This is a genomic window from Actinomyces sp. oral taxon 448 str. F0400, assembly GCF_000220835.1.
Taxonomy (GTDB): domain Bacteria; phylum Actinomycetota; class Actinomycetes; order Actinomycetales; family Actinomycetaceae; genus Actinomyces.
In genome coordinates this window covers 838349-852016 of record NZ_GL985606.1, presented here as the reverse complement: position 1 = coordinate 852016, position 13668 = coordinate 838349, and the positions used below count along the sequence as shown (strand labels likewise).

General features: G+C 71.1%; 13 protein-coding genes. All 13 read left to right on the top strand.

Annotation, left to right across the window (positions count from 1 at the left end):
- Positions 1 to 80 precede the first annotated feature (80 nt).
- The 13 genes from HMPREF9062_RS03665 (at position 81) to HMPREF9062_RS03605 (ending at position 13655) form a co-directional block, all read left to right on the top strand.
- On the top strand, positions 81 to 470 hold the full coding sequence (locus HMPREF9062_RS03665) for a metallopeptidase family protein (protein WP_050795312.1): 390 nt from the start codon (positions 81 to 83) through the stop codon (positions 468 to 470).
- A gap of 74 nt (positions 471 to 544) precedes the next feature.
- Positions 545 to 1795, top strand: a complete 1251-nt coding sequence (locus tag HMPREF9062_RS03660) for a glycoside hydrolase family 3 N-terminal domain-containing protein (RefSeq protein WP_009748686.1) — start codon at positions 545 to 547, stop codon at positions 1793 to 1795.
- A gap of 92 nt (positions 1796 to 1887) precedes the next feature.
- Positions 1888 to 2937, top strand: coding sequence for an ABC transporter ATP-binding protein (locus tag HMPREF9062_RS03655; protein WP_009748685.1), 1050 nt, complete (start codon positions 1888 to 1890; stop codon positions 2935 to 2937).
- A complete protein-coding gene (locus HMPREF9062_RS03650) occupies positions 2934 to 5516 on the top strand; it encodes an ABC transporter permease (RefSeq protein ID WP_009748684.1) in 2583 nt (860 codons plus the stop codon). The genes HMPREF9062_RS03655 and HMPREF9062_RS03650 overlap by 4 nt, the downstream gene beginning before the upstream one ends.
- 120 nt (positions 5517 to 5636) lie before the next feature.
- Entirely contained in the window at positions 5637 to 6248 is a 612-nt protein-coding gene (locus HMPREF9062_RS03645; protein WP_009748683.1) for an NAD(P)H-dependent oxidoreductase, read from the top strand.
- Positions 6249 to 6672: 424 nt separating this feature from the next.
- Positions 6673 to 8640, top strand: coding sequence for an ABC transporter transmembrane domain-containing protein (locus HMPREF9062_RS03640; protein ID WP_009748681.1), 1968 nt, complete (start codon positions 6673 to 6675; stop codon positions 8638 to 8640).
- Positions 8640 to 10376 carry an ABC transporter ATP-binding protein gene (locus HMPREF9062_RS03635; RefSeq protein ID WP_009748680.1) on the top strand — a complete coding sequence of 579 codons (1737 nt, stop codon included), beginning with the start codon at positions 8640 to 8642 and terminating at the stop codon, positions 10374 to 10376. Before HMPREF9062_RS03640 ends, HMPREF9062_RS03635 begins: the two co-directional genes overlap by 1 nt.
- Before the next feature lie 49 nt (positions 10377 to 10425).
- On the top strand, positions 10426 to 11007 hold the full coding sequence (locus tag HMPREF9062_RS03630) for a class I SAM-dependent methyltransferase (RefSeq protein ID WP_009748679.1): 582 nt from the start codon (positions 10426 to 10428) through the stop codon (positions 11005 to 11007).
- A 166-nt stretch (positions 11008 to 11173) separates the two neighbouring features.
- On the top strand, positions 11174 to 11635 hold the full coding sequence (locus HMPREF9062_RS03625) for a phage holin family protein (protein ID WP_034253696.1): 462 nt from the start codon (positions 11174 to 11176) through the stop codon (positions 11633 to 11635).
- The gene (locus HMPREF9062_RS12850; RefSeq protein WP_009748677.1) at positions 11632 to 12090 is read left to right on the top strand and encodes a hypothetical protein; all 459 of its coding nucleotides are present in this window, start codon (positions 11632 to 11634) and stop codon (positions 12088 to 12090) included. The genes HMPREF9062_RS03625 and HMPREF9062_RS12850 overlap by 4 nt, the downstream gene beginning before the upstream one ends.
- On the top strand, positions 12087 to 12428 hold the full coding sequence (locus tag HMPREF9062_RS12845; RefSeq protein WP_009748676.1) for a DUF3618 domain-containing protein: 342 nt from the start codon (positions 12087 to 12089) through the stop codon (positions 12426 to 12428). The genes HMPREF9062_RS12850 and HMPREF9062_RS12845 overlap by 4 nt, the downstream gene beginning before the upstream one ends.
- 182 nt (positions 12429 to 12610) lie before the next feature.
- Positions 12611 to 12841, top strand: coding sequence for a DUF3073 domain-containing protein (locus tag HMPREF9062_RS03610; RefSeq protein WP_034253693.1), 231 nt, complete (start codon positions 12611 to 12613; stop codon positions 12839 to 12841).
- A gap of 217 nt (positions 12842 to 13058) precedes the next feature.
- Entirely contained in the window at positions 13059 to 13655 is a 597-nt protein-coding gene (locus HMPREF9062_RS03605; RefSeq protein WP_009748674.1) for a TetR/AcrR family transcriptional regulator, read from the top strand.
- Positions 13656 to 13668: the final 13 nt, after the last annotated feature.

Here is a 13668-nt window from a genome sequence, read left to right as displayed (position 1 = left end):
AAGGGCGGGTCTCCTCCCGCGCAAATCCCCTCGACGTGACCCTGCTCACCGCAGCCCGTCCGATGTGGCAGGCTCATCCCATGAGCCCGGTGCACCTGTCCGAAGAGGAGTTCGAGGCCGCCGTCGACGACGGCCTGGACGCGATTCCCGACGACCTCGCCAACCGGATGGACAACGTCGCCATCCTCATCCGCGACGAGCCCGAGCCCGAGCTCCTCGCCGAAGCCGACTACGACGAGGACGGGCTGCCGACTCTACTGGGGCTGTACGACGGCGTTCCCCTCACCGAGCGGGACGAGAACTGGTCGATGGTCCTGCCCGATCGGATCCTCATCTTCAAGGGTCCGCTGGAGCGCTGGTGCCGCGACCGCGGGGAACTGGTCGACGAGATCGGGGTGACCGTCCTCCACGAGGTCGCCCACCACTTCGGCATCGACGACGACCGCCTTCACGAGCTCGGCTGGCAGTGAACGACCCGGCGACCCTCCGGCCGACACCGCGGCCACGAGCCCGCCCCTCCGACGTCGTGTATAGGCTGCCCGCCATGGACGACCTCTCCAGCCCGGACGCGCCGAGCCTCGCCCCGCGCCGGGGGACGGGCCGGCGCCCCGTGGTCCTCGCCGGTCTGCTCGCGGCCACCGCCCTGACCCGGTGCGCCCGGGGGGAGTCGGGGCCCGCCACGGAACAGGCTACGGCCGATCGGACCCGAACGGACCCGGACGACGTCTCCGCCTCCGCGGCCGCCTCCACCGCCCCGGCGGACACGGACCCGCTGGAGGGCTGGAGCCCGGAGGAGAGGGCCGGTCAGCTCATCATGGTCGGCGTCGAGACCGCGGGCCCCCGACTGGCCTCCATCGACGCCGTATCCACCCACCACGTCGGCAATGTCTTCATCGCCGGCCAGACCCACGCCGGGGCCGAGGCGATCCGCGGCGTCGTGGACGCCATGACCGCTCTGGTCGGCCCCGACACCACCCACGGCACCCCGCTGCTCGTGGCCACCGACCAGGAGGGCGGCCAGGTCCAGGTCCTCCAGGGCAGCGGCCTGTCCACCATCCCCTCCGCGCTCGAGCAGGCGGCCATGCCCGCCCAGGACCTCCGCGCCCGCGCCCTGACGTGGGGTCAGGAGCTGGCCGACGTCGGGGTGACGATGAACCTGGCGCCCGTGGCCGACTTGGTCGACGTCCCCGATCCCTCGGCCAACGCTCCGATCGGGGCGTGGGAGCGGGAGTACGGCAACGACCCCGCCACCGTGCTCGACCACGCCACCGCTTTCGCCCAGGGGATGGAGGAGGCCGGCGTCATCGCCGTCTACAAGCACTTCCCCGGCCTGGGCCGGGTGGGAGCGAACACGGACACGGCCTCCGACGTCACCGACGGGACCACTGCGCCCTCCGGGGACGCGGCGGTCTCCGTCTTCGCCGACGCGATCGGCGGCGGCGCCCGGGTCGTCATGGTGTCCTCGGCGGTGTACCCGCTCATCGACGACTCCTCACCCGCGGTTTTCTCCCCCGCCGTCGTCACCGACATGCTCCGCGGCGACCTCGGCTTCACCGGGGTGGTCATCACCGACGACGTCTCGGCCGCGGCGCAGGTGCAGGAGTGGGACCCCGGCCAGCGTGCGGTCCAAGCGGTGCGGGCCGGCTGCGACATCGTCCTGGCCTCGGGCGATCCGAGCACGGCCATCGACATGGTGCGAGCGCTCGTCGACCAGGCGCGCGACGACCCCGCCTTCGCGGATCGAATCGACCAGTCGGCGGCCCGCGTGCTCGACCTCAAGACCGCCTCCCGATAAGAGCCCCGGACGCGGGCGGGACGGCGACGCCCGCCAGTGGCACCCGCCACCGGTTCGCGATCACATCGAACGCAACCGATAGGCTCGTCACCATGGGCAAGCACCTACCGGATCAGAACGAACCCAACGCCCGCCACCTCAGCACGCCCGCCGACGCGGAGCAGGCGCGGACGCGGCGCGCCCGTCCTGCAGCCGGCCTGACCGTGCACGCCCCGGTGGACGACCCGGTCGTCACGGCCCGCACTCTGACCAAGGTCTACGGGCGCGGGGAGGGTTCCGTGACCGCCCTGGACGCCGTCGACGTGAGCATCGCCCGCAATCAGTTCACCGCGATCATGGGCCCATCCGGCTCGGGCAAGTCCACCCTCCTGCACTGCCTGACGGGTCTGGAGTCCGCCACCTCCGGGACCATCGTGCTCGACGGCGAGGAGATCACGTCGATGAGCTCGCGGCGCCTGACCAGGCTGCGCCGCGAGCGCATCGGCTTCGTCTTCCAGACCTTCAACCTCGTCCCCTCGCTCACGGCCGAGGAGAACATCACCCTGCCGCTGACCATCGCCCACCGGCCGGTCAACCCCGAGCAGCTCGATCGCATCGCGCAGTACGTGGGCCTGACCGGCAGGCTCGGCCACCGCCCCGCCGAACTGTCGGGCGGTCAAATCCAGCGCGTGGCGTGCGCCCGGGCGCTCATCGGCGGCCCCGCGGTCATCTTCGCGGACGAGCCCACCGGGAACCTCGATTCCCACTCCACGGACCAGGTCCTGGAGGTGCTGCGCACCAGCGTGGACCGGCTCCGCCAGAGCGTGGTCATGGTGACCCATGAGCCGGATGCCGCCGCCTGGGCGGACACCGTGCTCTTCCTGCGCGACGGCCATCTCGTCGCCGAGATGCACCAGCCCGATCGCCTGCGCATCCTGGACGCGCTGGCCGAACTCCGCTCCACCAGCGGCGCCCAGATCGCCGTCGGAGTGGACGAGCGCCGCGACATCCAGGAGGGGTGGGCCCGGCCCCGCCCCCAGCCCCCGACGACTCCGCCGCCGCCGGCCGTCGGTGCGGGAGTGGGCACGAGCGCGGACACCCGTCGGACCGAGCGGGGCACGCGTCCGCCCGGCGGCAACACTCCGTGGGGGGTCGGTCGATGAGACGCCTCGCATGGCGCTCGGCTCGCACCCACGCCGGCCAGTTCCTGTTCACCACCCTGGCCGTGGCCCTGGCCGTGACCTTCCTGTCCGGAACGCTCGCGCTGGGCGGCACCCTCACCGAGGCGCTGTCGTCGGGGACGGCGGCCACTCTCAAGGCGGACCTCTACATCTCGGGCCAGGTCGTTCCGGGCACGGTGGGGCGCGACGGCGTGGTCACCCAGCCGGTCGACTCCTTCCTGGCGAACGCGGTCTCGCGCATGGACGGCGTCGCCGCAGCCTACCCGTACACCACGACGACGGTCACCCTGCTGGGCACCGACGGGCGGCCGGTGGACCTGGCGGCGACCACGACGACGGCGGTGCCGCTCTACGACCGCGGGCAGACGATGGTGGCCGGCTCCCGGCCCACCGGCCGGGACCAGATCGCGCTCGACTCCCACACCATGAGCAACTCGGGCCTGGAGATCGGCGACAGCACGCGACTGGTGATCAACGGCACGGCGAGCGACGTCACCGTCGTCGGCGAATTCTTCTACGACTCCGAAACGCCCGGCTCCGCCTACGTGGGACTGGATCCGCAATGGATCATGGAAGCTGCGGCGAGCGACGGCAGGGTGTCCTCCATCGCTATCTACTTGGCGGACGGCGCCTCGGCCCAGTCGGTGACCAGCCGGATCTCCTCCCTGCTGCCCGCGGGCGAGCGCGTCCTGACCCGGGAGCAGGCCGCCGACGAGCAGAACACGGCGCGAGACACCTTCCTGGGCTACATTCAGGCCTTCATCCTCGTCTTCGTCATCCTGGCCATGTGCATGGGCGCCTTCATCATCATGAACACCTTCGCCATGAACGTGCGCCAGAGGCAGAACGAGTTCGCACTCCTGCGCGCCATCGGCGTCGCGCCGTCCTCGATCCTGGGCGTAATTCTAGCGCAAGCCGCCGTCATCGGCCTGATCGGCTCGATCCTGGGGATCAGTCTGGGCATGCTGCTGGCCAACGGGATCGTCGTGCTTCTGCGCCACGAGGGTCTGGCCCTGTCCGCCGACGCGGTCATCGTCCCCGTGACGGCGCTGCTCGTCTCACTGTGCATCGGAGTGGCGCTCACCTTCGCGGGGGCGCTGCTGCCCGCGCGCAGGGCCGCGTTCACAGCCCCCGTCGAGGCCATGCGCGACAGCTCGGGGGCGAGGGAGGGCTCGTCGCGAGCTTACGGCTACGCCAGCATCGTGCTCATCGTCCTGGGGACAGCGGCCGTGGTCGCCGCCCGGCTCATGGGCAATGAGGAGCTGGGTGATCGTGCCACAGTGTTCGGCGCGGGCGCGGGCGCGATCGTCCTCGGGCTGGTCGTCGCCTCGCCCGTGATCGCTCGACCGGTCATGACGTTGCTCGGCCTGCCCCTGCGACTCATCCGCCCCGGCGGCTACCTGGCGGTGCGCAGCCTCAACGCTTTCTCCAGGCGCACCTCCGCCACCGCAGCGGCGCTCGTGATCGGAATGGCGCTGGTGAGCGCGGGAACCACCGTCGCCTACTCAATGCACGAATCCATCCACGAATCCGTGCACGAGTCGATGTATGCCGACCTCGTGGTGCGCCAGACGGACACCTCCAATGAACTGCACCCTCTGCCGGCCGATATGGTCCGGCAGATCTCGGATCTGGAGGACGTGGAGTCGACGACGGCGGTCTCCGCCAGCCTGAACACCCTGACCGAACCCGACGGGTCGCAGATCACCGAGTACCTGGCCGTCGTCGATCCCAAGCACTATCTGGAGTTCTACGACCCGGGTATCGTCGACGGCTCGGTGGAGTCCCTCGACGCCTCGCACGTGGCCGCTTTCGCCTCGACGGGTTTGAAGGTCGGCGACCGGGTCGAGATCTCCGGCCCCAGTCGCAGCGTCAATGCGACGGTCTCGGCCCTGGTGGAGGACAACGCGGGAATCACCGGCAAGTTCCTCGCCTCCCCCGAACTCGCCAAGGCGGTGGGCTCATGGACCAGTGCCAGCACTCGCTCCTCAGCGGATCCGAACGCTCTGCTGACCGAACCGCTGGCCCTGTTCATCACCACCAGGCCAGATGCCGATGCCGAGCATCTTCAGTCGCAGATCGAGCAGATCATCGCACCCACCTACACCTTCACGGTCGTCGACCCCCACGAGCTGTCCGAGATCGTCGGGCAGAGGACCAACGACATGCTCACCGTCCTGTACGTCCTGCTCGCCCTGTCGATCGTCATCGCCGTGCTCGGCGTCCTCAACACCCTCGTACTCTCGGTCGCCGAGCGCACGCGGGAGATCGGCCTCATGCGAGCCGTCGGGCTCGGACGCGCGCAGCTGGTGGGACAGGTCATATGCGAGTCCATTCTCACCGCCGTGTACGGAGCCGTGCTGGGCGGGGCCACGGGCATCGCACTGGCCGTCGTGCTGCGCTCGATCCTGACGGATCAGGGCGTGACCATGCTCGTCATCCCATGGGGCAGGCTCCTGCACATCCTCCTGGCCGCGTGCGCGATGGGGATCGTCGCCGCCCTGTGGCCGGCGCTGCGAGCCACGCGCCTGCCCGTGCTGGAGGCCGTCGCCGCGGAGTAGACCCCTCGGCCCCTGGCGCGCCGTCCGTATACCATGCTTTTATGCGTAGGCGATCGGGAGGGCTGAGTTTCACAGTCGCTGTGATCGCCTCGGCCTCTGCTCAGGTCCCTAGGAGTACCCGTGACACGAACCTCGATTTTTCTTTTCCACCCGAATCTCGACCAGTCAACTGTGAACCTCCGGCTCGCTCAGGCGGCCGAAGGGCAGGAGGGCGTGCAGATCCGCGACCTTTACGGCCTGTATCCCGACTTCGAGATCGACGTGAACGCCGAGCAGGACATTCTCGAGGCGAGCGACCGGATCGTCCTCCAGTTCCCCATGTACTGGTACTCCTGCCCGCCCCTGCTCAAGAAGTGGGAGGACGACATCCTCACCTACGGCTGGGCCTACGGGACCAACGGCGACGCCCTGCACGGCAAAGAACTGCTCATAGCGGTCTCCCCGGGGGCCCCGGCGGCGCACTACACCCGGATCTCCGCCGGCCGGCGCTCTATGACGGATCTTCTCCTGGGCCGCAGACCCGGCCGCGACGAGTCCGTGTCCGGCTACCGGGTCACCGATCTGCTGCGCCCCTTCCAGGCCATGAGCAGCCTCGTCGGCATGCTGTACCTGGAGCCCTTCGTGACCCCGGGCGCGGCCTCGATCACGAAACCCGATCTGGAGGCCCGGGCCAAGGCCTACGCGCGCTACGTCGTCTCCCGCCGCATCCCGATGCTGGACATCTACCAGTGATCCGCTGCCCGGCGGGTTGTCGATCCGCGCGGCGGACGGGCCCGGGCCGGGACCGGCCACGAGCTCAGCCCCGCGTGCGGAGGACCGCCGTGAACGCGAATATGAACGACTCGGGCTCCGACGCGTCCCGAACGCTCGAACAACGATTGGGAGGATGACCGGGACGAGCGGGATGACGCCGACGCCCTCGGGGACGCCGAGCCCTGGAAATACGGCGGTGATCGTCGCTCGGAGTACTGAGCTGTTTCGGCGGTCCGACGAGCCCGGCGTTCTTCGGGCCGACCAACGGCGTGTTCTCCCCATAGCCCGGTCATGCCGAGAACTACAGCCCCGTATTCCCAATTCCCTCCGCGGTTCTTCTCACCTCGCGCTCGGCGAGCGCGTCCTGTCGCGCCCCGGCGCGCTCCGATAGCCTCACTGCATCATGCCGATGTCCTTCTCCCGAGTGGTCGAGCGGCTCCTGCCGGCCCCCGACGCTCCCCTGCCCCGACCGCCGTCGACGCGCACCCGCTCACTGCTGGGCTGGTTCACGCGCCGGGCCGCCGGTCCGCTCGCCGTGGCCGGTCTGGCCTCGGTCGTGGCCAACACCATTCAGGCGGTCGCGCCCGCCTTCCTGGGCGCGGCTCTGGACTCCGGTATCGAGAACGGGCTCAATGCGCGCGTGTGGACGATCTGCCTGAGCCTGCTCGGCCTGTTCGTCATTTACGCCGTCGGGGACACCGCCCAGTCCTACTTCGGGCTCTGCGCGTGGATGCGCACCACCTTCGACGTCGTCCGGATGGCGGGCCGCCAGGTCTCCATCACGGGCGCCGACCTGTCCCGCCAGGTCTCCACCGGCGAGGTCGCCTCCGTGGTGGCCTCGGACGCCCAGTACGTCGGCAACTTCTTCGAGCTCCTCGCCCCGATGGCCGGCGCCGTCGTGTCCTTCGGGGTCGTGGCGGTGCTCATGGTCTCGGTCTCGGTGCGCCTGGGTCTCATCGTGCTGGTCGGCATGCCGCTGGTCGCCTGGATCGTCACCCTGGTCATCAGGCCGCTGCAGCGGCGCCAGGCCGTCCAACGGGAGGCCCAGTCGGAGGTGACCACCATCACCACGGACACGGTTGCGGGCCTGCGCATCCTGCGCGGCATCGGCGGCGAGGACGTCTTCGCCCGCCGCTACCGCGAGGCCTCCCAGGAACTGCGCCGGCGCGGGGTCGAGGTAGCCGGCACCCAGTCGGTGCTCATGAGTCTGCAGGTACTGCTGCCCGGACTGTTCGTCGCCGTGGTCGTGTGGGCCGCCGCCCGCCTGGCGATCACCGGAGCCATTAGCGCCGGCGACCTCGTGACCTTCTACGGCTACACGGCCTACCTGTCGTGGCCGCTCATGGTCTTCTCCAGCTCGGTGCAGGACTACGCGCGCGCGGTGATCGGGCTGCGCCGCCTGGGCCGGCTGCTCGACGTCGTCCCGGCCTCGGGCACCGTCGACGAGCGCCTGGCCCTGAATCCGGCCGACGGCACGGCGATCCGCGGCGAGATCATCGACACCGCCTCCGGGGTGCGCTTCGCGCCCGGCCGCCTAACCGCCGTCGTCGCCTCCGACCCCGATGTCTCCGCCGCCCTGGCCGCCCGGCTCGGGCGCCTGCGCGACGACGCGCCCGAGGTCACCCTCGCGGGCCGGTCCCTGACCGGCATGCCGCTGAGCGACGTGCGCGCCTCCGTCGTGGTCTGCGGGGCGAGGGCCGAGCTGTTCACCGGCACACTGCGCTCGGCTCTCGACGTGCGCAGCGCCCGCGCCCCCGAGAACGTCGGCGTCGAGGAGCTCGTAGCGGCGGAGGCCGAGCGGGCGGGCGTCGACGCCGTCGACCAGGACGTGCGCCGAGCCGTCGAGGAGCTGCCCGGAGACGACCGACTGATCGCCGCCCTGGAGGTCGCCGACGCCCACGACGTCCTGACCTCCCTGGACCGGGGGCTGGCCGGCATGATCACCGAGAAGGGGCGCTCCCTGTCCGGGGGCCAGCGTCAGCGCGTCGCCCTGGCCCGCGCCCTGCTCACCCAGGCGCCCGCCCTCGTGCTCGTCGCGCCCACCAGCGCCCTGGATTCGCACACCGAGTCGCGCGTGGCCCGCCGTCTCAGACGCGCGCGCCGCGGGCGCACGACGATCGTCGCCACCGAGTCGCCGCTGGTCCTGGAGGCCTGCGACGAAGTCGTCCTGCTGGACGACGATGGCCGCGAGCGCGTGCGCTCAACCCACCGCGAGCTCCTCGCCCGCGCCCATCGCCGGGAGGCGGTCGCGCTGGCCTACCAGGCCATCGTGGCTCGGGCCTGCGGGGACGACGGGACGGTCGGGCCCGCGACGGACGCCGTCGAAGACCCGACGGCCCTCCGGCGGGACCGGGAGGGGGCGGACCGCTGATGGCTCTTCCCGTCGCGCCCGGCAGGGTCGCCATGCGCAAGACCTTCGGGATCATGACCTCCTACCGGCGGCGCTTCGCATGGGTGCTCGTCCTCCAGGTGGCCGCGGTCCTGGCGACCCTCGTCGCTCCGCAACTGCTGGGCCGCCTGGTCACTCGGGTGTCGGAGGGCACCGGCACCGTCGGCTACGTCGACGGGGTCGTCGCCGTCATCGTGGCCGTCACCATCGCGGGCGCCGCCATCAACCGATTCGCCCAGATGTACGCCCGCACACTCGGGGAATCGGTCTTCGCCGATCTGCGCGAGCGCATGATGACCCGCGTCGTCCATCTGCCGCTGAGCACCGTGGAGTCCGCCGGCACCGGCGACCTCGTGGGCCGCACCACCAATGACGTCTCGCGCATCGAATTCCTCGTGCGCGTGGGTGTCCCCCAGATCATGGTGTGCACGGTGACGATCGTGTTCACGATCGTGGCGGCCGCCGTCAGCGATCCGGTTCTGGCGGCGGGCCTGCTCGTCGTCGTGCCGCCCGTGTGGGCCATGATGAGCTGGTACCTGCCCATCTCCGTGCCCGCCTACCGGGCGGAATCGGCGGCCCACGCCCGGCTCAACGGGGCGGTGACCGAGACTGTGGAGAATGCCGAGACTGTCGATGCCCTGGGCATCGGGCGGCGCCGTGAGGCCGTCATCGCGGACCGCGTTGCGCAGGCGTGGGGCCTGGAGCGGTACACGGCGGGTCTGCGGCTGCGCCTGTTCCTCGTCCTGGATGTCGCCTGGCGCTCGCCCGTCGTCGTCATCCTGATCTGGGGCGGCTTCCTGGCCGCCCGCGGCCACGCGACTCTGGGGGCCATCACCACTGTGTCCCTGTACGCCATGGAGCTGCGCAAACCCATCGCCCAGCTCATGTTCTGGATCGACCTCGTCCAGGTCTCGCAGGCCTCGCTCACCCGCATCCTGGGGGTCGAAGAGGTTCGGGATGATCGCACGCCCACCGGCGCCGTCCCCGATGGGACCCGTATGGCGCTGCGCGGGGTCCGATTCTCCTACCGTCAGGGCGTCGAGGTGCTCCACGGCATCGACCTGGATCTCGTGCCGGGCGAGCGGCTCGCCGTCGTCGGCCCCTCGGGATCGGGCAAGTCGACGCTGGGACGCATGCTGGCGGGCATCAATCCGCCCACCTCCGGCTCGGTGACCGTGGGCGGGGTGCCTCTGACCGATCTGAGCGAGGCCGAGCTGCGCCAGCATGTGGCCCTGGTGACTCAGGAGCACCACGTGTTCGTCGGCACCATCGCCGACAACGTGCGTCTGGGCCGCCCGGACGCCGACGACGGGACCATCCGCCGCGCCATCGAGGCCATCGGGGCGAATTCCTGGGTGGACGCCCTGGGCGAGGGTATGCGCACCATGGTGGGCTCCGGGCATCTGACGCTGTCCCCCGCCCAGGCCCAGGAGGTGGCCCTGGCGCGTCTGGTGCTGCTGGACCCGCACACGCTCATCCTGGACGAGGCGACCTCGCTGCTCGATCCTCGCTCCGCGCGCGCACTGGAGCGGACCCTGTCGACGGCGCTGGCGGGGCGCACGGTCGTCGAGGTGGTCCACCGGCTCTACACCGCGCAGGACGCGGATCGGGTGGCGGTCGTCATGGACGGGAGGATCGTGGAGCTGGGCACGCATGAGCAGCTGGTGGCACTCGGCGGTGAGTACGCGAGCCTGTGGGAGGCCTGGAGCCAGGAGTAGGCGCCGGCGCCTGCTGCGCACCGGCCCGAATCGCCTAGGATGGCGCCCCGTGGAGATTCAACGGATCGATCGCACTGTCTCGCAGGAGCGGGAGCGCTGGCACCGCGAGGCCCTGGGATCCTTGAGCGGCAGAGTTCTCGATATCGGAGCCGGTTCCGGCATCAGCGCCGCCTTCCTGCCGGGCGACGCCGTCTGGATCGCCCTGGAGCCGGCGCCCTCCCGGCGTCTGAAGCGCGCCGTCGCCGGCAGGCCCGGCTCCAGGCTCCTGGCCGCGAGCGCCGAACAGATCCCCCTGGAGGACGCGTCCGTCGACGCCGTCGTCTGCTCCATGGTGCTGTGCTCGGTGGACGACCCGCAGCGCGTCCTGGCGCAGGTGCGGCGGGTGGTTCGTCCGCGGGGGCGCATCGTCTTCCTCGAGCACGTGGGAGCGCCGCCCGGGTCCGGAGCGCGCCGGATCCAGGGGCTCATCGCTCCCGCGACCAGACGGTTCAACAGCGGCTGCGACCCGCGGCGGGAGACGGCCTCGACCCTCCGGTCCGCCGGGTTCTCGGCGCTGGAGCTGCGCACCCTGCGCACGGCGGGCCTGTTGGGTGGGCTCGCCCCGGTCATCGAGGGACGGGCCGTCGTCTGAGCGAGTCTCGCACTCGACGCCCGCAGTTCCCTCCGCGGCCGGTCTCGCCCCGCCGACGGCCGCCGTGTGTGAGATGACCCCCGCCGTATGAGATTCTGGGGGCGGTACATTCATGCACACGCTCCTACCGCGAGCGTCTGTGCTCCTCCGGACGAAGGTCGATCCCATGGCCCAACAACCCCAACCACCTCGCACGCCGCCCGTCTCGGGGGCGTCCCGCCCCGGCCAGCCCAGCATCGGCGAGCTGGTCAGCCGCATCTGTGAGAACATCACGGACCTGATCAGGAGCGAGCTCGCCCTGGCCAGGGCCAAGGGCGTGCGCATGGCGACGGCCATGAGCGCGGGCGCGGCTTTCCTCGTCGTGGCCGGCATCATGGCGCTCTACGGCCTCGGATTCATCCTGAGCGCCGTCGTGGATCTGATCGCCCTGGCCCTGCCGGTATGGGCGGCCGAGCTCATCGTCGCCGCCGTCCTGCTCCTCGTGGCGGCGGTGGCGGCCGCGCTGGGCATAAGGAGGCTGAGCGCCGCCAAGCTCGACGCGCCGGACCCGCAGGCGCGGCTGAAGGATGACGTGGACGCCGTCAAGCGGGCTGTCGCCTCCGGTCTGGAGAGGGGTGGTCAGCAGTGAGCCCGCAGCAGGATTCCCCGGAGTCACCCGAGGCGATCGAGGCCGCTGCGAACGCTCAGCGCGCCCAGCTGGTCGACGACGTCGAGCTGCTCGCCGCCCGCCTGGCCCCCAGGGCGCTGTCGTCGACGGTGCGCCGGTCGGCTCAGGAGACGGTCGCGGCGGTGCGCGAACGGACGCTCACCGGTGCGGCCCGGCTCACCGCGTGCGCCAATCCGAGGAGGGACGACCCGCTGGTGCACGAGGCGCACGGCTCCGCCGGAGTCGAGCGCACGTGCTGCGGGCGGGCCGTCGCCGCGGCGGCGGGGCTGCGCCCCGCCCCAATCCGCGAGCGGCTGACTCGCCTGCTTCAGGACGCCCGCGACGGCGAGCCGGGGTCGTTGGCCGTCGTCACGGGTGCGGCCCTGGTCCTGGCGGGGGTCGGCGCGGTCGCCGTCCTCAGGACGGTGCGCCGGTGAGCGGGCGAGCCGCGGCGAGGGAGGACCTGCCCAAGGATCCCGAGGACATCGAGACGCGACTGCGCTCTCAGCGCGAGGCCCTGTCGACCAGCGTGGATGAGCTGGCGGCTCGGGTGGACCCGCGGGTTCAGGCGCGCCTGGCCGGTCGAGAACTGCGCGGGCGGGCCGAGGGCGCCGTCGCCGGTCTGCGCGAGCGCACCGCGGATGCGGCCGACCGCGCTCGGGAGGCGGTCGACGATGCCCGGGCCGGCGAGACCGGGGCTCTTGCGCGGGTGGTCGCGCTCGCCGGCGGGGCGCTCGCCGCAGGCGTCCTCCTCAGGCGGCTGCTGCGGCACTGAGGCCGTCCGCGGCGCACCGTCGCGCCTCCCGAGCGTATTCGGCGTGGGCGGCGCCACGGACACGGGGGCGGCCTCGAATGGTGCTCACGCGCGTGCTCGTTGTACGGTTGCCCCACGACACATTTGCCCAAGTGAAGCGCGACCATGTGCGCGCCCAGAGATTGTTGGAGGGGGTCGAGCCTATGGGGCGCGGCCGTCAGAAGGCCAAGGCGACCAAAGTCGCTCGCAAGCTCAAGTACTTCAGCCCGGAGACCGACTATGCGGCACTCGAGCGAGAGCTCGTGTCGACGTCGTCGGGGCCCGAGACCGACGACGAGGTCGACTACGAGCAGCTGGCCGCCAAATACGCGGTCGACGATGACGACTGGGACGAGTCGGAGGCGGATAGTGCGAAGACCACCCCCCGGAAATAATCCGTACTGACGTGCGAGAGGGCCGGCAGGCAGCGCCTGCCGGCCCTCTCGCACGTCCGACCCCGGCCGCCCCGCCGGAGTGGGAGCGGCCGGTGCGCAGCGCCTGACGCGGGTGCCAAGCCGGCCTTGCGTTCGAGAAGCGGTGTGGGCATACTGTCTCCAGAACCGACCGACGGTCGGTCTGTTTTTAGATGTCGTCGGACCCGAGAGACAAGATATGACCACCCAGCACCTCAACGCCGCCGCGCGCCAGGAGCAGATCCTCGACGCCGCCCGCCGCCTCTTCCTCACCAAGGGGTACGAGGCGACCACCATCGAAGACGTCCTGACCGCAGTCGGCATCGCCAAGGGCACCCTCTACCACCATTTCCCCGGCAAGGAGGCGATCCTCGACGCCATCGTCCTGCGCACCGTCGACGCCATCGTCCAGCGCGCGCAGGCCGCGGCCGACGGCCCGCAGCCCGCCACGACCCGCTTCCTCGCCGTCGTCGGCGCGGCCCGCGCCCCGCAGGAGGACATCGAGCTCGCCCAGCAGATCCGCGCCACCGGGAACCTCCGCCTCCACGTCCTGGCCATGACCGAGACCTGGACGCGGCTGGTGCCCATCCTCACCCGCCTCGTCGAAGAGGGTGCGGCAGCAGGAGAGTTGAGCACGACGGATCCACGGGGCAGCGTCGAAGTCATCCTCTCGGCGGGTCTGACCATGCTCGACGGCGGCCTGTTCCCGTCCGTCGACGACGACGACACCTCCGAGCGGCGCCAGGACGCCCTCATGCACGCCTTCACCCTGCTGCTCAACCCCGTGCGGGCCTGAGCCCCGACATCCA